The sequence below is a fragment of the Variovorax sp. OV329 genome, from assembly GCF_900114785.1.
GTDB lineage: Bacteria > Pseudomonadota > Gammaproteobacteria > Burkholderiales > Burkholderiaceae_C > Variovorax.
Genome location: NZ_FOUG01000016.1, coordinates 1 through 17,955 on the forward strand (window position 1 = coordinate 1; position 17,955 = coordinate 17,955).

The 17,955-nt window shown below is 65.1% G+C and carries 17 protein-coding genes; 9 read left to right on the forward strand and 8 right to left on the reverse strand.

What is annotated here, in order from left to right:
• From BM345_RS22315 to BM345_RS22330, 4 genes are all read left to right on the forward strand, one after another.
• The coding region (locus tag BM345_RS22315; RefSeq protein WP_217654020.1) for a trypsin-like serine peptidase at positions 1–1,596 on the forward strand (1,596 nt) is incomplete at its 5' end.
• Positions 1,597–1,852: 256 nt separating this feature from the next.
• Complete coding sequence (locus BM345_RS22320; RefSeq protein ID WP_093383858.1) at positions 1,853–2,281, forward strand: transposase; 429 nt, start codon at positions 1,853–1,855, stop codon at positions 2,279–2,281.
• Positions 2,278–2,610 carry an IS66 family insertion sequence element accessory protein TnpB gene (tnpB, locus tag BM345_RS22325; RefSeq protein WP_093383862.1) on the forward strand — a complete coding sequence of 111 codons (333 nt, stop codon included), beginning with the start codon at positions 2,278–2,280 and terminating at the stop codon, positions 2,608–2,610. Before BM345_RS22320 ends, tnpB begins: the two co-directional genes overlap by 4 nt.
• Positions 2,611–2,686: 76 nt before the next feature.
• Positions 2,687–4,285 carry an IS66 family transposase gene (locus tag BM345_RS22330; RefSeq protein WP_139237589.1) on the forward strand — a complete coding sequence of 533 codons (1,599 nt, stop codon included), beginning with the start codon at positions 2,687–2,689 and terminating at the stop codon, positions 4,283–4,285.
• A 116-nt stretch (positions 4,286–4,401) separates the two neighbouring features.
• Here the strand turns inward: BM345_RS22330 and BM345_RS29835 are convergent, their stop codons facing one another.
• The 3 genes from BM345_RS29835 to BM345_RS22340 form a co-directional block, all read right to left on the reverse strand.
• On the reverse strand, positions 4,402–4,626 hold the full coding sequence (locus BM345_RS29835) for a hypothetical protein (protein WP_139237590.1): 225 nt from the start codon (positions 4,624–4,626) through the stop codon (positions 4,402–4,404).
• 385 nt (positions 4,627–5,011) lie between these two features.
• Complete coding sequence (locus tag BM345_RS30635) at positions 5,012–6,472, reverse strand: SEC-C metal-binding domain-containing protein (RefSeq protein WP_093383864.1); 1,461 nt, start codon at positions 6,470–6,472, stop codon at positions 5,012–5,014.
• A gap of 253 nt (positions 6,473–6,725) precedes the next feature.
• Positions 6,726–7,160: an ester cyclase gene (locus BM345_RS22340; protein WP_093383867.1), complete on the reverse strand. Its 435-nt coding sequence runs from the start codon at positions 7,158–7,160 to the stop codon at positions 6,726–6,728.
• 352 nt (positions 7,161–7,512) lie between these two features.
• On the opposite strand from BM345_RS22340, the gene BM345_RS22345 reads away from it, so the two are divergent.
• The gene (locus BM345_RS22345) at positions 7,513–7,905 is read left to right on the forward strand and encodes a hypothetical protein (RefSeq protein ID WP_093383869.1); all 393 of its coding nucleotides are present in this window, start codon (positions 7,513–7,515) and stop codon (positions 7,903–7,905) included.
• A gap of 1 nt (position 7,906) precedes the next feature.
• On the opposite strand, the gene BM345_RS22350 is transcribed toward BM345_RS22345, so the two are convergent.
• Positions 7,907–8,227 (reverse strand): hypothetical protein, encoded by a 321-nt coding sequence (locus tag BM345_RS22350; protein WP_093383871.1) that lies wholly within the window; start codon positions 8,225–8,227, stop codon positions 7,907–7,909.
• A 245-nt stretch (positions 8,228–8,472) separates the two neighbouring features.
• Entirely contained in the window at positions 8,473–8,850 is a 378-nt protein-coding gene (locus BM345_RS22355; RefSeq protein ID WP_093383874.1) for an Asp-tRNA(Asn)/Glu-tRNA(Gln) amidotransferase subunit GatC, read from the reverse strand.
• Between the two features lie 238 nt (positions 8,851–9,088).
• Between BM345_RS22355 and BM345_RS22360 the strand changes: the two genes are divergently transcribed.
• On the forward strand, positions 9,089–9,907 hold the full coding sequence (locus BM345_RS22360) for a hypothetical protein (protein ID WP_139237591.1): 819 nt from the start codon (positions 9,089–9,091) through the stop codon (positions 9,905–9,907).
• Positions 9,908–9,943: 36 nt separating this feature from the next.
• On the opposite strand, the gene BM345_RS22365 is transcribed toward BM345_RS22360, so the two are convergent.
• The 3 genes from BM345_RS22365 to BM345_RS22375 are packed head-to-tail and all read right to left on the reverse strand — an operon-like array spanning position 9,944 to position 13,093.
• Positions 9,944–10,930 carry a tripartite tricarboxylate transporter substrate binding protein gene (locus BM345_RS22365; protein ID WP_093383879.1) on the reverse strand — a complete coding sequence of 329 codons (987 nt, stop codon included), beginning with the start codon at positions 10,928–10,930 and terminating at the stop codon, positions 9,944–9,946.
• Between the two features lie 37 nt (positions 10,931–10,967).
• Positions 10,968–12,125, reverse strand: a complete 1,158-nt coding sequence (locus BM345_RS22370) for a CaiB/BaiF CoA transferase family protein (RefSeq protein WP_093383881.1) — start codon at positions 12,123–12,125, stop codon at positions 10,968–10,970.
• A gap of 23 nt (positions 12,126–12,148) precedes the next feature.
• Positions 12,149–13,093, reverse strand: a complete 945-nt coding sequence (locus BM345_RS22375; protein ID WP_093383884.1) for a hydroxymethylglutaryl-CoA lyase — start codon at positions 13,091–13,093, stop codon at positions 12,149–12,151.
• Positions 13,094–13,200: 107 nt separating this feature from the next.
• Here BM345_RS22375 and BM345_RS22380 point away from each other — a divergent pair, with 107 nt between their 5' ends.
• The 3 genes from BM345_RS22380 (at position 13,201) to BM345_RS22390 (ending at position 17,955) form a co-directional block, all read left to right on the forward strand.
• A complete protein-coding gene (locus tag BM345_RS22380) occupies positions 13,201–14,106 on the forward strand; it encodes a LysR family transcriptional regulator (protein WP_093383886.1) in 906 nt (301 codons plus the stop codon).
• Positions 14,107–14,199: 93 nt separating this feature from the next.
• Positions 14,200–17,511 carry a response regulator gene (locus BM345_RS22385; RefSeq protein WP_175545117.1) on the forward strand — a complete coding sequence of 1,104 codons (3,312 nt, stop codon included), beginning with the start codon at positions 14,200–14,202 and terminating at the stop codon, positions 17,509–17,511.
• Between the two features lie 84 nt (positions 17,512–17,595).
• Positions 17,596–17,955 (forward strand): STAS domain-containing protein, encoded by a 360-nt coding sequence (locus BM345_RS22390; RefSeq protein WP_093383890.1) that lies wholly within the window; start codon positions 17,596–17,598, stop codon positions 17,953–17,955.

The following is a 17,955-nucleotide window of genomic DNA, read 5'->3' on the forward strand; positions in this document are numbered from 1 at the left end:
GCTTCCGCACAACTGGCACCCCGCGCGCTGAGCACGCGCCGCTACCGCAGCGATCCTCGTCCGCCCGTCAACCATGGGACGGCCAGCCGCTTACGCGGCACCGGTTTGGGCGCTCAACAATCGGTTCTTCATCGGATTTTGACCATGAAAAGCAGTCAACCACTCGCCGTACTCATCACTCCCGCAAATCCAGCACTAGATGAACTTGAACGATCCTGGCGTACTGCGATCTACACCGACCAGGACGGTATAGGCCCTATGGGAGCGCTTCACGAGGCTGGAGACGCATTGGTCGCCGTGGCGCAGATGAATGATCACGCGACGACCGTTCTAGGAAGCGGAGTGATGATTGGGCCAGGACTTTTGCTCACTGCCACCCACGTGCTCGATGAGTTTCCATCCACAGAAAGTGGGCCGGTATTTCTCACGTTCTTGCCGGATGGCGCTCGCGCGTGGCTTCCAATCGATGCGACGAATCTGGTTGGCCCAAGTGCCTTCAGCCAAGAGCGCAAGGTACGTTCTGACCTGACGCTAGTGAGTTGTACTCTGAACTCAGATGCGCAAGAGCGCCGCCCTCTCATGCTTGCCCCGCTGCACATAGCACTTCCTCTAGTAAATGATCGCCTGTGGGCCTTCGGTTATCGCCACGGAAGGGTTGACGGGACGGTCGCCGGAGTCATTCCCTACGTCTCATCGGGGCTCGTTACGGCTGCATTCCCGGATGGTCGCGGTGAACGTCTTCCGTCGCCGTGCATCGAGGTTGCTATGGACACGGTTGGCGGAATGAGCGGCGGTGCAGTGGTGAACTCAAACGGTGACCTCGCAGGCATTGTCTCGTCGTCGTTTGAAGGCGGGCCGACCTATGTCACCCTGATCTGGGATGCCCTGCGTCTAAAAGTGAAAAGTGCGGTTCGTCCTCTAGTGAATCGTGGCGCAATCAGCTTGTTCTCTGCAAAGAACTCAGGATTTGTACGAATCAAGGGAAAGATCAAGCGTCGCAGGACTGGCGACATTGTGATGGATCTGTCGTCAGCGGAAATGGATCTTCTTGCCCAGTCGGTCCATCCAAGCGCAATTCAAAGAACTAATCTCGACGGCGAAATACTGTTGAGTGAAGCTGAGGTAGAACAGTTCGAGGAGCAATGGGGTGACGAACTAGAGACGGAGGCCCTTGATGCGGCCGTAACATATCTGGAGGCGCTGCCGCTTGCAGCCGTACAACAGAGATTTCTATCCGAGTTCGATGCATCACAAGGATGGCTAGAGTCTGTGCGGGCTGTCACCGTTGAGGATTTCCAGGGGTTGGAAGATCCAGAGATACTTTCTGTGCGCACAAAGGACCAGTCGGCTGTCGTCTCGTATGCCTTTGAGCTCCTATCGGTCGTATGGACGATCCAAGTCCCGAGCGCAGATTTCCCTGCAAACGCGGCGGCTTTCAGCGAGCACTTTGTCAATGTTCAAGTGGATGGAGAGATCACCAGCATGGATGTGATTCAGCGCCTCTACTTTGAAGCTGAGCTTGTCATTGACTTGATTTCTCGAGAGCACACGCAAGTCTCAATTTCCAAAGTAGGCGTGTTTCGAGAATGCGGGTAGCCGACCCTGCACGTGTGCTGGAAGCCGCGAAGGATGAAGTGGAGGCGCGGGAGTCGCCCGTTGAGCTGGCGCAATGACGCGATCACCCAGTCGCCCGCGGCGCCGCGACCTTAGCGACTGAACCGCCCCCGTCGCGCCGCTGTAGCGTGACTACTATTGCCCCCGGGGCCCTTACTCGACTTCGTTCGCCGGCAATAGGGCAGGCCGTTGGTATGCGTCCGGCAAACCCATCTTGAATGCGGCTTCGGAGCAAAGGATGCTCGTATCCACTACGACTGTTGGTGGACACGTGCACACTATTGCTCCTCAGGCGTCGGGGGACCGGCGACGTCGCCGTTTACATAGCGACGAATTCAAGGCCCATGCGGTCGCTTCAGCCGCCCAGCCCGGTGTCTCCATGGCATCCGTGGCGATGGCGCTGGGCATCAACGCAAACCTTCTGCGCCGCTGGGTGCGTGACGTGGAGGGGTCGCCTGGCGGAATGGCGGAAGGCACCGCTCGCAAGGCTTTGCCCAGTTCTGGGGCCGCGTCGTCGTCCTTCGTGCCCGTGCAACTGCCTGCGCCGGTCACACCGGCGAGCGAGATTCGCATGGAAGCCAGGCGAGGTTCCACGACCGTCGTGGTGACCTGGCCGGCGGCACTAGCCACCGAGTGCGGCACGTGGCTGCGCGAGTTGCTGCGGTGATTCGCATCGACGTCATCTGGCTGGCGGTCGAACCGTTGGACATGCGCGCCGGCACTGAGGCGGCATTGGGCCGCGTGGTGAAGGTGTTCGGCGAAGCCCGTCCGCATCACGCCTACCTGTTCGCGAATCGGCGAGCCAACCGCATGAAGGTCCTCGTGCATGACGGCATCGGCGTGTGGCTGGCTGCCCGACGACTTAACGCGGGCAAGTTCGTCTGGTCGAGTGACAGCGCGCATACCCTAAGTCTGAGCCGAACGCAGTTCGATGCGCTGGTGTTGGGCCTGCCGTGGCAGCGCTTGGGAGAAGCCGGCATCATCCGCGTGATCTGAGCCAAGACCCTCGAGGCTTGGCAATTGCTGGATATGCCGATGTGATCGGCGCAGGGGTGCGAGACGATCACACTCCATGATCAGCGCGCAGCAGCTGGAAGCCTTGGACCCGCAGGTGCGGCAGGCGATGTTGTCGTTGATGGCCGAGGTGGCCGCGCGCGACGAGCAGCTACGCGCCAAGGACACGTTGATCGAGCAGCGCGAGCGTGACGCGGCGTTCAAGCAGGCGCTCATCGACAAGCTCACCCACGAAGTGGCGGTGCTCAAGCGCATGAAGTTTGCCGCGACGAGCGAGAAGTTCGCCGGCAGCGCCGAGCAGAAGAGCCTGCTGGAGGAAACGCTGGACGAAGACCTGGCCGAGCTCTATCGGGAGATCAAGAGGCTGGGTGCCGACGGCGATGCTCCCGGTGACAAGGCTGGCAAGAAGACGCCCAAGCGGCAGGCACTGCCGCCGTACCTGCCGCGACGCGACGTGCACCACGAGCCCGAGTCCACGGTGTGCGGTTGCGGCTGCCAGATGCAGCGCATGGGCGAAGACGTGGCCGAGAAGCTCGACTACCAGCCCGGCGTCTTCACGGTGGAGCGCCACGTGCGCGGCAAATGGGTCTGCCGCCACTGCGAGACGCTCGTGCAAGCTGCCGTACCGGCGCATGTGATCGACAAAGGCATCCCTACTACGGGCCTGCTGGCCCAGGTGCTGGTAGCCAAGTTCCTGGACCACATGCCGCTGTACCGCCAGGAGGCGGTCTTCGAGCGCGCCGGTCACCTGATCGCCCGTTCGACGCTCGCGCAGTGGGTGGGCGAGTGCGGCGCGCAGCTCCAACCGCTGGTGCAGGCGCTGGCCGACGAGCTGCGCAGACACGCGGTGCTGCACGCCGACGAGACACCGGTGGCGATGCTCAAGCCGGGCAACGGCAAGACACACCGAGCCTATATGTGGTCTTACTGCACCCCGAGCGGCAACCCGACGAAGGCGGTGGTGTTCGAGTTCAGCGAGACACGCAGCGGGGAGAACGTCCGCGAGTTCCTGCAGCTGGAAACCCCGAGCGCATGGAAGGGCACCCTCGTCACCGACGGGTTCAGCGGCTACCGAGCTTGCTTCGACAAGGGAGTGACCTCGGCGCAGTGCATGGCGCACGCGAGGAGGAAGTTCCACGAACTATGGGCCAACCACAGTAGTGAGGTGGGGCGCCAGGCACTGCGCTTCCATCAAAGCCTGTTCCGCATCGAGCGCGAAATCGAGAACAAGCCGGCCGAAGAGCGAAGACGAATACGGCAGCGCAAGTCGCGGCGGGTGCTTGCCGTGTTCCACCGCTGGCTGGTGGCGCAGCGCCAACTGGTGCCGCCGGGTTCCGCGACGATCAAGGCTATTGACTACAGCCTGAAGCGCTGGGGCGAGCTCACGCACTTCGTCGATGACGGTGACGTGCCGATCTCGAACAACTGGGTGGAGAACCACATCAGACCGATCGCTCTGGGTAGATCGAACTGGCTGTTCGCCGGCAGCCTGCGCGCGGGTCAGCGGACGGCGGCGATCATGAGCCTGCTGCACTCAGCGCGCATCAACGGGCACGAGCCCTATGCGTATCTCAAAAACGTGCTCGAGCGGCTGCCGACTCAATCGGCCAGCCGAATTGAAGACCTGCTGCCGCACCGCTGGAAGCCGTCTGACTGAGCGCAGTCACTGGCTATACGCTCGCCCGCTCGGCGCAAGGTGACTAGACGCATACGAAGAGGTGATGACGCTACTTGAGCGATCATCGTCCCGTGACTCCCTGGCGTTTGAGTGCTCTATTCACGAAGCCGGATGCCTTGCGGTCCTCGATAAACTGTGAAATAGCCGACCGTACGCAGCCGTCGAAGGCTGTCGCGCACAAAAGCCAGCAACTCAACAGTCTCACTACGGGTTGCTGCCATTTCATGGCGTGCGATCTGAGAGCGGCGGATGGTCGCTCTGCATTCCGCGATGAGTTCAGCGGTGGGCCGGGAGAGAAGAACAGCAGCAAATCGATCCATGCAAGCATTCGTGAAAAGTGCTTGGCGGAAAGACTGCGCGTTGGTGTCAGCAGAGGCACTAAGAGGGCTGACGTGCAGATCGCCCCATTATGCGCCTCGTGGTACGCAACAAGCTTGAGCGGTTGGAATCCCCGAGGTTGCAGTAGATGCGAGCTGAACTGATCGCGCTAGCTGCCCGCCATGTTCTGGCAAGCGTACGTCGTCAAGATGCCTTTGCCGGACGCGTACGGCCGTTGGGCATGGGCGGAGACCGTCGGACTACAGTCATTCAGGCTCTTCATGGCGAACGACCGCAAACGCTGCGGTCCCGCGGCTCAGTCCGGCCAGGAAGAGGATGTGTCGCAAACCGGTCACTCGGCAGGCGGCAGGCTCCGGCACCGCATCGCTAGCCGTGGCACTTCTTGTACTTCTTGCCCGAGCCGCATGGACACGGATCATTGCGGCCGACCTTCTTGTCCGTCGCGCGCTTGCTGACACGGGGAGGCTGTACGAACTGAGTAATCCGGTCCTCGTGCTGCTTCAAGTCCGGAGTCTCAAAGAAGTTCCAGTTCTTGTTCAGCTCCGTGTAATAAGCTCGTTGCTCCGCAGTCCAGGTTTGACACGGCATCAGGATAAAGTCTTCCGCGTTGGTGCCGTCTGAGAACTTTGGCGCTTCGATTCCAATCCCGATGACCTTCACCAGGTCCGGGAATTTGTTCTTCGCAGCGCCGCACGCGATCTCCAGGATTGCCAGTCGCTTTTCGCGGAAATCTGGCTCGGATCGGAGCGGCTCGGGCACGCGGAGTTGCAGAAGGATGTAGGCGACGTTCTTCTCGAACGAAGGAAGAAGGGTGACCTGCCGCGTAAAGGATCCGGTGTCCGGGAACCGCTCGACGGCGGTCAGCATCTTGTCGGCGAGGCCGCGTCGCATGAAGCGCGGTTCTTTCACCATCTCGTAGATGGCACTTTGCCCGCGCAGAATGTCGGAGTTACCGCCAAGCGTTCCGTCGACGCTGTTTTGGCAGGTGCGCTGGATTAGCTCGTCCCAGAAGTAGGAGATGCGATCCTCTTCCTTCGTATTCTTGTAGACACCGCTATGAGAGAACCCGCGCCACTCTCCCTCACCGATCATTACGCCGGTCAGCTCCTGCTTGGTTGATCCGATGACTTGACGCTTCGTTGTGTCGTCGTAGTTAAGCAGATAGTGGCCAAGTAGATCTTCTTCCCCGCAGTAGCTCAGGTAGTCCAGCGCTGAGGCGGCGCGCACCTTCTCGCGTAGGTAGGTCGCGAAGTCGCTCACAGTGTCCAACTCGCTTAACACGATCGGCATGTTGTGGCTGTCGAGTATGTGGACGGGGTTTCGCTTATCAATCTCGATGTGGAAAGGTGCAGATGGCCCACCGTCGCTTTGGGCATAGGTAATGGCGAGGCTGCCGTAAACGTTTTGCGGTGATGCGCGCTCGCAGGCTTCCTTGGCTCCGTGAGCAACGATGATCTTGTGGACGGCGACGAGTTTCCTGTCGAACTCGAAGGGAAACGCCTTCTCTCGCTTTCCGTCTAGGAAGATTGTCCGGCCGCTGCGGATGTACCGCTCTGCTCCATGCGCGGTCTTTACTTGGCGGTCGATAACGTTGCGCTTCCAGCGGTCCCAGAGGACCAAGGCATCCTTATCGGGATCGTCGGGCAGCGCGGCCTCGCGGTCGAAGAAGATGAAGACGTCGTTGTCAAATACGGCAAGCAGGTCGCACAGCTCATGGCCGTCGTCCTTGTACGGATTTGGATAGCTCCAGAGCTTCAGGAAAGACCGCTCGCAGAAATCAGCGAGCATTCTCTCTGTTGTAGTGACTCCGGTCGACTTGTTGGTCATAGTGGGCTCGCCCTATCTGGCTCAGCGGCCTGGTTGCGAATCGTGGTTTGTAACCTACCGATGGCCGGAGCGACGGCCTAGCAAGTGGCCGAGTGGCTTCCCTGGGCCCTAACGCGACTTCTGAACTTGGCCAACCGGCGTGGGCGACGGCAATGACAGGAATGCACCGGATTGCGGGCGCTCGCCTCGCGAGCAGGGAAGGACAGCTTTCGCTGCAGTCCCGTAGTCCGGCCTCCGCTCCAGTAGCCGGCGCTCAACCCCCAGATAGTAGTGGGAGCATTCCGATCTGTTGATACAACGACATGAAGTCGAAGCAGTTCCAGCCTTCCTGGATCTGGCCTCCTTCGATGGCTGCAATCACCACCCCCTCCATCTCAAACTTCGAACCGCTGGGCGATACGCCCAGATCTGGCCCAAGATGCGTGCCCGTCACGTTGCAGTGATACACGACAAGGTTTCCTTCGCACACTATGTGAAGCGCACGGATCTTCAAATCGGGGAAGGCTTGCCGGAACTGCCGAACAAACGGCTTGAACGCAGTGGGTCCGAAGATCGGTCCTCCATCTGGGGACGGTAGCCCGTGAATCTTCGCAGTCTGCGCCATGAGGCGATCGATCGCTGCTTCATCCCCGGCTTCCCAAACCTGGTTAAAGAACGACACCACGATCTCTCGATTCGAGTTGCTCATGTCTTCCACCTGTCTGGTCAATGATTGACACGCCGATCTTGTTGATCGGGCAGACGGTCATCATCCTCTCTTTGGGGGATGTTTTTCCGAGCAACGTCGCAGCGGCTGCGAAAGTCTGCAGCGCGCTAGCTTGCAGTCGTCCAACCCAGCGAGTTCAGAGGACCGCAATCGCCGCCCAACTGCCAGAACCAGTACTCGCCAATCAACCGCTTGAGTCACCCCTAGGTCCGCTGCAGCACCGCCTGGTTTCATCCAGTCTGGCAAGGCAATCCCGCGCCATATCAACACATGCTCGCGCGCTGCATCGCCTGCCAAGTGCGATGATTGGCTCCGCACGGACACGGAGGACAGGATGCCCACGCTTGAACGTCGTCGAGACCTTATCGTTGTCGCCGCGGCATTCCTCGCACCGTCACTTTCCGTCGCGACTCAAGCTGGCGAACGAACGATAGCGTGGCGCGGGGAGTTCGTGTACTTCGCCGATTCCGCAGTATTCACTGATTGCGCGTCAGGAAGGCGGTGGCCAGTCGCCATGGAAGAAGACTACGCGGCGATGGAAAAGGCTTACCTGAACTCAAAGTTGCAGCCGAAAGCGCCCCTTCTCGTCAGTCTCAAAGGAAGGCTCGAGATGCGAAAGCCGATGGAGGGTCCGGCGCGTGAACACCTTGTCGTGGAAAAGCTCGAGGGCTCCAAGGTTGGCTCTGCCTGCAAACCACCTCAGCAGAAGAGCGAGCACCTGCGATGAATCAGCCGCCGGTGCACGCAACCGGCATGGCGCGTCCCATTGCCCACGACATGCGGCCCTGGTCGATGATCAGCGTTTGGCGCCCGTTAGAGAACCTGGTCCCAGAGTCTCCCATCGCCGGAAGATCGACGGCAGCCGCACCGTCAACGGAGACCGAGGCGCTTTCGCCCTTCAAGCGCACGGCCAATCGCGTCCCGTCGCAGACGTAGTTACTCACCGGATAAGGATTGCCGACACCGATCGACGGGCCTGGCGTCGGTTGGCTGCACGCCGCCAGCGTCATGGCAAACGCGCCGACGATGGAAGAAGAACAGTACTGCATTCATTCCCTCTCGATCGGATCTGCGGCAATGTGCCCACGTCGTTGTTCGAGCCAAAGCGTAAAGCATGCGACGACAACCCACAAGCAGCGGCGTCGGCCTGCAAGACCCTTCGGCGTGAGCACTGCACACGGCCAGTGGGGTTCTCCATTGCCTGCTTGGCCGAAGCAGCTCGACTGCGCGCAGGGTGAAGTGCGCTCTTTTTCTGGCGCGCCGGCTGGCCAGCCGCCACCCGAGCCAACGCCGCCTAAAGCGACCCGCCGGCCGCCGACTGGATCGCCGACCAGGTTTCCTCGGTCTGGGCGATCGCCGTGTCCAAGGCGGCCACGACCGGCATGGCTGCTGCCCGATCCTCGGCCGCAAGTGCTGGCGCGAGCTCCAACTCCAGGAGCTCGTTGATCCGCCCCAGCTGGTCCGACATCAGTGCGCGCAAAGGCTCGAGCGAGGCCGGATCGGCATGGCGCTTGAGGATGAGGGCGTCGATTTCCTCGAAGAGATCAAGCACCTGCCCCAGTCGCTCGGCGAAGTCGAAGGCCGACTCGCGCGCCCAGGACAACCTCGAGCCCTCGACGGTGCGCTGCACCTCCTCAAGCTTGCTGCGAAGACGCGAAAGCGAGGCTTCCATCTGCACCTCCGGGTTGCACCCAGGGACCTGCCCGTCGGGAGGCTACCGCGGCGCGCGGTGCCGCACAAGCCGTTGATTGCAGCTCGAGTGCCGCGAAGCCTTTCCGGATTCCACCGCTCGCATCGAACGCCCTGTCGTCCGAGGAATCAATAAGCCCGCTCGATCCCACTCGAACGACCCGCTGCCAAGTGCGAAGGCCTTGCCTCTGCAATCCCCTCGCGGTTACCCTCCCCCTCCCGTGTCATCTCCTCGTCACAATTTTTCGGCCGCGCTCGTCCAAGCCGACGCACAGGTGCTGTCGTGGTGGCGGACGCTTCGCGCGCTGGCCGTGCTGAATGTCTGCCTCTGGCTGGCCGTCTGGCACCTGGGGCGTGCCAGTGGTGTCCATGGGGAACTGCAGCTGGCCTTGTCCGGGGTGTACGTGCTCGTTTGCGCCTACCGCTCGATGTTTCCCCGGGTGGACCTCGAGCGGCTCGTGGTCGTGGACACGCGCCTGTCCAGCATCTTCCTGGGCCGCGCCGCTGCCACGGTCGCCGAGATCTGCTTTGCGATGCAGCTGGGGCTGCTGGTCCATCAGCTGGGCGTGCATGCAGCCATGCCCTGGGTACAGATGGCCGCGTGGGTGGTCCCCGTCTTCATGGTGGTGGCCCAGGGCTTCTGCTGGCACAGCGTGCTGACGCTCAATCACATCACCCAGGCGGTCGAGTCCATGCTCTGGGCGGCGGGCTTCTCCTGGATGGCGGCGCTGCTGGGCGTGATCGCCCTGGACAGCAGCGGCTGGGTCCGGTCCCTGGCCATCTTCGGCATCCTGGGCTCGATGTGCTTCGTCGCCTATGTCCTGAGCGTGGACGTGCCGATGTACTGGCGCCGCTACCAGCACGGCCGCGCGCGCGGGCAGGCCTACATGCGCCTGGACCAGGGCGCGCACGACGCCTGGCACCGCCGCGTCCCGAGCGGCAGCTGGGCGGCCTGGAAGGCCGATGCGCTCTGGCTGACGCCCTACTTCAGCCTGGGCGTCTGGATCAGCATCGCCATGGTGTGCGTTCCCGGCGCCTGAGGGCCCTGGAAGGCCCCGCCCTCGGCGTGCCCTCGCTCAGTCGAGCGAAATGCTCGCCTTCTTCGCCAGGTCCGCGTAGCGCGCGGCCTCGCTGCGGAAGAACTTCGCGGCATCCTCCGGCGAGCTGGGCTTGACGATGTTGCCCTGCTTGTTCATCGCGTCCACCACGTCGGGCATGGCAAAGGCCTTCACGAAAGCATCGTGCACGCGCTTGACCTCGGCCGCGGGAAGCTTGGCCGGCCCGACCACCGCGAACCAGCCCTCCACGTCGTAGTTCGGCAAGCCCTGCTCCGCGATGGTGGGAATCTCCGGCGCCGCCGGCGATCGCGTGGCGCCGCACAAACCGATGGCCTTCACCGAGCCGCTCTTGATGTGCGACTGGATGGCCGGCAGCGCGACCACGCCGAACTGCACCTGGCCGCTGATGATGTCGGTCACCATCGGGCCGGTGCCCTTGTAGGGGATGTGCCGCGCCTGCACGCCGGCCTGGTCCAGGAAGAGCATGCCGGCCAGGTGGATGATGGTGCCGTTGCCGGACGAAGCCAGGTTGTAGTCGTCCGGCTTGGCCTTGAGCAGCGCGATCAGCTCCTTCACGTTGTTTGCCGGCAGTGATTTCGTGGCGACCAGCACCAGCGGCGTCGCGCCGATCACGCTGATGGGCGTGAAGTCGTTGACCGCGTCGAAGGGCATCTTCTTGTAGACAGCCGGATTGATCACGTGGTTGTTGGAGAACAGGCCCAGCGTGCTGCCGTCCGGCGCGGCCTTGGCCACCGTCGCTGCGCCAGTGATGCCGCCCGCCCCCGGCAGGTTCTCGATCACCACCGGCTGGCCCATCGTTTTGGTCAACGCCGGCGAGGCGGCGCGGGCGATGGTGTCCACGCCCGAGCCGGCGCTGATGGGCAGCACCAGGCGCACCGGCTTGTCGGTCTGCGCGAACGCGGGCAGCGAGGCACCGGCCAGCGAGGCCGCGCCCAGGGCGATTAGGCTGCGGCGGTTCAGCGTGAAGTGATCCAGCGTGTTCATGTCTCTTGTCTCCTTCGTATGTTGTGCAGGACGAGGCTCAGGCAGCGTGCAGCTTCGGCCGCAGCGCGCCGAGGATCTCCTCGGTGTGCTCGCCCACCTTGGGCAGCGGCATGCGAACGCCGGGGCGGCGTCCGCCCATCAACAGCGGCAGCAGCACGACGCTGGTGCTGCCGCCGTCGTCGGTCTGCATGGGCGCCAGGCCGCCGCTTTCCTTCAGGTGCGGGTCGTCCACCAGCTGCTCGGGGCGGGCGATGGGCGCATAGGGAATGCCCGCCGTTTCCAGCTTGGGCGCCAGCTCGTCGCTGCGATGCGCGGCCAGGATGGCGCCCAGCTCGGCCAGCAGTTGCGGTCGCACCGCCACGCGGGCCGCGTTGTCGACGTACTCGGGGCGCGCCAGCAGGTCGGTGCGCTCCAGCACGCGGCACAGCGTGGCGAACTGCTTGTCGCTGACCGCGCCGATGAACAGCTGCTCGCCACCGGCCAGCGCGAACACGTCGTACACGCTCCAGGCCGACACGCGCGATGGCATGGGTGGCGGTGGCTCGCCGGTCATCAGGAACTGCTGCATGTGCTGCGAGCTCAGGAACACGCAGTTCTCGAACAGCGCGCTCTGCACTTCCTGCCCCTTGCCCGTTCGGTCGCGCTCGCGCAGCGCGGCCAGCACGCCGATGGCGCCGAACATGCCGCCCATGATGTCGTTGACCGAGGTGCCTGCGCGCAGCGGCCGGCCCACCGGGCCGGTCATGTACGAGAGGCCGCCCATCATCTGCACCACCTCGTCCAGCGCCAGGCGCTTTTCGTAGGGGCCGGGCAGGAAGCCCTTGTGGCTGACGTAGATCAGGTGCGGGAAGCGCCTGGACAGGGTCTCGTGGTCCAGGCCCAGTTCCTTCATCAGGCCGGGGCGGAAGTTCTCCAGCACCACGTCGCACTGGCCCGCCAGCTCGGCGGCGGTCACGCGGCCCTCCTCGCTGGTGATGTCCAGCACCACGCTCTTCTTGTTGCGGTTGAAGCTGCGGAAGAAGCCGATGCCCAGGCCCGGCAGCTTGCGCGTGCGGTCGCCCCCGGGCGGCTCGACCTTGATGACTTCGGCGCCCAGGTCGGCCAGGATCATTCCGCAGGTGGGGCCCATCACCATGTGGGTGAATTCGAGGACGCGGATGCCGGCCAGCGGCAAGGTGGGTTCGTCGTTGTTCATGTGGCTTGCGATGTGAGGAGGGATCAGGCGGCCTCGGCGGCCAGCGTCTTGGGCAGGCCGGCGCGCCACAGCGTGCCGTGCAAGGTCTCGCCCTGCAGCCAGCCGGCCACCTGGGCGCGCAGCGCCAGCAGGGCCTGGATGTCCAGGCCGGTCTTCACGCCCATGGTGGCGAGCATGAAGGCGAGGTCTTCGGTGGAAGCATTGCCGCTCGCGCCCGGCGCATGCGGGCAGCCGCCGATGCCGGCCAGCGTGGCGTCGAAGCGCGCCACGCCGGTCTCCATGGCGGCGTAGACGTTGGCCAGCGCCAGGCCGCGCGTGTCGTGGAAGTGGCCGCACCAGAAGCTGTCGCCGGCAATGCGGCGTGCCTGCTCGAAGAGCTCGCGCACCTCGCGCGGGCCGCCGTAGCCGACGGTGTCGGCGATGCTCACGCGGTCGGCACCGGCGTCGAGCAGCGCCTGCATGCAGCGCAGCACCTCGGCAGGTTCGACGCGGCCCTGCAGCGTGCAGCCGAAGGCGGTGCCGATGCCGCCCTCGATGACCATCTTCGAGCCGGCGGCGTCGCGCGCGGCGCGCATCCTCGCCACCTCGGCCACCACCTCGTCGGGCGTCCTGCGCAGGTTGGCCAGGCTGTGGGCATGGCTGGCCGAGAGCGGCACCAGCATCAGGTCGGCGCCCGATTCGATGGCGCGCTCGGCGCCCTTGAGGTTGGGCACCAGCACCGAGACGAACAGGCCCGGCAGCGTCTTGGCGAAGGCCACCAGCTCGGCCGTGTCGGCCAGCTGTGGCAGCAGGCGAGCCGGCACGAAGGAGCCCACCTCGATCTCGCGCTGGCCGGCGGCATGGGCGGCGCGGATCCATTCGATCTTGCGTTCGGTGGGCAGCACGGTCTGGATGCTCTGCAGGCCGTCGCGCAGCCCCACTTCGCGAATGACGACCCGCTCGGGTAGCGGGGGCAAGGTCTCTGGCATCGGGGGTCTCCGTTCTGGCTGTCTGGTTCCAACTTTAGGATGTCCCTCCAGGAAGCTGAAGCGCTAATATTTCGGCTCAGCGTTTCCATTTTGGAAAGTCTCGAGCCATGCGCGACCTGGACCTGACCACCCTTCGCCTTTTCGTCGCCGCCTGCGAGCACCGCAACATCGCGCGCGCCGGCGAGCAGGAGCACATCGGCGCCTCGGCCATCAGCAAGCGCTTCGCGCAACTGGAAGAGCAGGTGCATGCGCCGCTATTCGAGCGCCACCGCCGCGGCGTGGTGCCCACCGCGGCCGGCGAGATCCTGCTGGAGCATGCGCGGGCCATGCTGGCCAGCGCCGACCGGGTGGCACGCGACATGGCGGCCTACCGGCGCGGCATCAAGGGGCAGGTGCGGGTGCTGGCCTCGGTGTCCTCCATCACCGAATCGCTGCCCGACGACATCGCCTCCTTCCTGCAGCAGGGCGCGCATGCGCAGATCCGCGTGGACATCGAGGAGCGGCTCAGTTCGGACCTGGTTCGCGCCATCCGCGAAGGCATCGCGCCGGTGGGCGTGTGCTGGGACGCGGCCGACCTGGAAGGGCTGCAGACCCTGCCCTACCGCAGCGACCACCTCGCGGTGGTGGCACACCCGGACCATCCGCTGGCGAAGAAGAAGCGCATCAGCTTCGAACAGACGCTCGCGCACGAGCACGTGGGCCTGCCCGCTTCCACGGCGGTGCACACCATGCTGGCGCGCGCCGCGGCCATCATCGGCCAGCCGCTGCATTACCGGGCGGTGGTCTCCACTTTCGACGCCGCGCTGCGCTGCGTGCGCGCCGGGCTGGGCATTGCGGTGGTGCCGCGCGAGATCGCCCAGCATTTCGGCGGGGGCGATGCGCTGCGCATCGTGCCGCTCACCGATACATGGGCGAAGCGGCGCTTCGCCATCTGCTTCCGCGACGAGACGCACCTGTCGCCGGCGGCGAGGCTGCTGGTGAAACATCTCTCCGGGCTGCCGACCGGAAACTGAGGTCTGCCCCCTGTGCAGGGTCGACGCCTTCGCCCTAGACTCCACGGCAGGTCGCGTCCCCCAAGCAACTAACCGCTGATGGTGAAGGCACTCATGGCAGAGTTCCGGTCCCGCCGCCCGTCCTCGCAAGCGCGGCCCGCCGGGCCGAAGCGCGCCCCGTCTTCCCAACTTCCTTCGCGCCTGATCGATGCCGCGCTGCGGCTGGCCGGGCTGCATGACGCCGGCCAGGTCTGCGCCGTGTTGGTCGACGAGGTCGTGTCGCAATTGGGCGCCCAACGCGCGATGCTGGTGCTGGAGACCGCGGACGGCCCGCACGCTGCCGGCGCGCGCCTTCCGCCCGGCGAGAGTGCCGTCGCCCTGCTGGAGGCCATCACGCCCTGGCTGGACGAGGCACGCCGCGCGCAGATGCCCCGCCTGCGCCACGGGCCCGCCGGCGCCCCGCCCGCAAGCCAGCGCTCCTGCCTGGTCGCTCCGCTGGTGGGGCACGGCGAGCTGCTGGGCCATCTGTATGCCGACGTTGAAGGCCACCTCGGCCGCTACGAAGCGTCGCACCTCGACGGCCTGGCCGCCTTGGCGCGCCTGGGCGCAGCGGCGCTGGCCGGCGCCCGGCAGCGTGACGGCCTGGATTCCAGGGCCGCCGGCCAGGCGAGGCAGCACCAGCGCGAGCTGCAAGAGGCGCTGGCCCATCGCAGCGCCACCGCCGAGGTGCTGCAGGTCATCGGCAGCTCCCTGTCCGACCCCGGGCCGGTCTTCGACAAGATCATGGAGTGCTGCGAGCGCCTGTTCGACGGCAGCTCCTTCGTCTTGATGATGGTGGACCCGCAGGGGCAGCTTGCGCTGGGCCGCTGGAAGGTCACGCCGGCGGCGCTGGCCGAGGTCGGCGCGCAGCGGGTGGCCGAGATCGCGGCCGGCATCGAGGCGAACTACCCGATGCCGCTGGCGGGCACGCAGGCGGAGCTGAGCTTCCAGACCGGCGAGGTGCTGGAGTTCGCCGACGTGCTGGCGGACCCGGCCGCGCCGAAGACGCTCAAGCGCAACGCCCAGCAGCTGGGCCGCAGTTTCGCCAACCTGGCGGCGCCGCTCATCTGGGAAGGCCGCGGCATCGGACTGCTGAGCATCCAGCGCACCCGGCTCGGCCCTTTCAGCGCGGCCGAGCGGGAATTGCTCAAGACCTTCGCCAGCCAGGCGGTCATCGCCATCCAGAACGCGCGCCTGTTCAACGAGGCGCAGGAAGCGATGCGGCAGCTGGAGCTGCGTGGCGTCGAGCTGACCGAATCGCTCGAATACCAGACCGCGGTGAGCGACGTGCTGCGCGCCATCAGCGAGTCGCAGACCAGCGTCACGCCGGTGTTCGAGGCCATCCTCGACTGCACCATGTGGCTGTACGAAGGCCCGGCCTCGGCCATCTTCCTCTACGACGGCGAACAGGTGCGCCTGGCGGCCACGCGCAACTGGTCGGCGCAGGCGCTGGAAGCGGCGCGGGAGGTCTGGCCCTGCCCGCCCAACATGCACCAGCTCAACGGCCGCGCCATCCTCACGCGCTGCACGCAAAGCTCCGACGACGCCTGGGCCGACCCCGGCTACGACCCGCGCCTGGCCAACTCGGGCGACCGGCGCCGCATGATCGGCGCGCCCATGCTCAAGGACGGCGTGGCCATCGGCGCGATCACCACCGCCTGGCCCCAGCCCGGCAAGACGCCGCAGCGGCAGATCGACCTGCTGAAGGTCTTCGCCGACCAGGCCGTGCTCGCGATCGAGAACGTGCGCCTGGTCAACGAGAACAAGGAGGCCCGCGCCGCTGCCGAGTCGATGAACGAAGCAAAGAGCGCCTTCCTGGCCACCATGAGCCACGAGATCCGCACGCCCATGAATGCAGTGATCGGCATGAGCGGGCTGCTGCTGGACACGCCGCTCAACCCCGAGCAGCAGGACTACGTCGCCACCATCCGCGACTCGGGCGATGCGCTGCTCACGCTCATCAACGACATCCTCGACTACTCCAAGATCGAGGCCGGCCGGGTGGACCTGGAGTCGCATCCCTTCGACCTGCGCGAATGCGTGGAGTCGGCACTGGACCTGGTGAGCACGCGGGCCATCGAGAAGAACCTGGAGATGGTCTACCTGTTCGAGGGCGAGGTGCCTCCCGGCGCCAGCGGCGACCTGGCGCGCGTGCGGCAGATCCTGCTCAACCTGCTGTCCAACGCGGTGAAGTTCACCGCGGCCGGCGAGGTGGTGCTGACCCTGCGCGGCGAGCCGCTGCCCGATGGCCGCACGAAGCTGTGCTTCGCGGTGCGCGACAGCGGCATCGGCCTGTCGTCGCAGGGCATCAGCCGGCTGTTCCAGTCCTTCTCGCAGGCCGATTCGAGCATCACGCGCAAGTTCGGCGGCACCGGGCTGGGCCTGGCCATCAGCAAGCGCCTGGCCGAACTCATGGGCGGCAACATCTGGGTGGAGAGCGATGGCCCGGGCACCGGCTCGACCTTCTTCTTCACGGTGGAGCTGGCCGTGGCCGAGGTGCCGCCGCGCAAGCGCCCGCCCATCACCGGCGTGCAGCTGGACCTGCAGGGCAAGCGCATCCTGGTGGTCGATGCCAATGCAACCAACAGGCGCGTGCTGGCGCTGCAGACCGGCAAGTGGGGCATGGAATCGCGCGACACCGAGTCGCCGGTCGAGGCGCTGCGCTGGCTGGAACAGGGCGAGCGCTTCGACCTCGCCGTGCTCGACCTGCACATGCCGGAGATGGACGCCATCGACCTGGCGCGGCACATCCGCGCGCAGCACCCGACCTTGCCGCTGGTGCTCTTCAGCTCGCTGGGCCGGCGCGAAGCGGGCAAGGTCGAGGCGCTGTTCAACGCATTCCTGGCCAAGCCGCTGCACCAGTCGCAGCTCTTCGACACCCTGGTGGGCCTGCTCGCCCACGAGCCGCCCGCCAAGCCCGCGCCGGCGAGCAGCGCCGCGCGGCCGCAGCTGGACCCGGGCATGGCGCAGCGCCATCCCCTGCGCATCCTGCTGGCCGAGGACAACGCGGTGAACCAGAAGCTGGCCATGCGGCTGCTGCAGCAGATGGGCTACCAGGCCGACCTGGCGACCAACGGGCTGGAAGCCGTGGAGTCGGTGCAGCGCCAGCCCTACGACGTGGTGCTGATGGACGTGCAGATGCCCGAGCTGGACGGCCTGGACGCCACCCGCCGCATCTGCGACCTGCTGACGCCGTCGCAGCGCCCGCGCATCGTGGCCATGACGGCCAACGCCATGCAGGGCGACCGCGAGATGTGCATCGCCGCCGGCATGGACGACTACCTGACCAAGCCCATCCAGGTCCTCCGTCTTGTGGAGGCGCTGAACAACGTGCCCGAACGCCAGGCGTTTTCCGCCGGACCAATTGTCGACGCAGCTAACAATTGAGCGTATGCTAGAAAAAGGTGCTACACGCGGTGAGCAAACCGGTTTCAGCACACCCCCCATCGACATCGAGTTTGCGGAGACCGAATGGACCTGCGAAGCGAGCAACTGGCTGAGGGCGTCGAAAAAATCAGCCTGGTCGGACGGATGGACAGCCTTGGCGGGCACGACATCGACCACCGCTTCTCGGCGCTGGTGGCTGCCCGCAAGCTGCTGGCCGTGATCGACATGTCGGAAGTCTCCTTCCTGGCATCCATCGGCATCCGGACCTTGGTGATCAACGCTCGCGCGCAGTCGCAGCGCGGCGGCGGCATGGCGCTGGCCAGCCCGCAACCCCAGGTGGCCGAGGTTCTCAAGATGGCGGGCATCGACACCATCATCCCGGTCTACCCCGACGTCGACTCCGCCTTCAGCGCACTGATGGCGGGCGCCACCGAAGGCCGATGA